The 356-nt window shown below is 39.3% G+C and carries 1 protein-coding gene; it reads left to right on the forward strand.

The window, feature by feature from the left end; all coding sequences use genetic code 11:
* On the forward strand, positions 1-356 hold a 356-nt coding region (locus tag PL8927_RS27790; RefSeq protein WP_156093366.1), incomplete at both ends, for a zinc ribbon domain-containing protein.

The raw sequence follows: 356 nt of genomic DNA on the forward strand, positions 1-356 counted from the left end.
GAAAACTTTGATGTAATTTTACTTCCCACGTTTGAAACATCACAGATGGTTTCTAAGTCCAGACGTAAACTTAGAAACAAATCTGTCAGGCAAATGCTGACTCTAAGCCATTATGAGTTTAAGCAATTTCTGAAGTGGAAGGCTTGGGAAAACCATAAAGTTGTGATTGATTGTAACGAAGCCTATACTTCTAAAACGGTGTCATGGACAGGTGAAATTATCAATAAATTGGGTGGGGCGAAAATCATAAAATCGGCATCTACCCAATCAAAGATGGATAGGGATCTAAATGGTGCGCGAGGGATCTTCCTTCGTGCATTGGTTGATACGCCTTGGTTGAGAGAGTATCTTAACTT

It is taken from the genome of Planktothrix serta PCC 8927 (genome assembly GCF_900010725.2).
Lineage (GTDB): Bacteria > Cyanobacteriota > Cyanobacteriia > Cyanobacteriales > Microcoleaceae > Planktothrix > Planktothrix serta.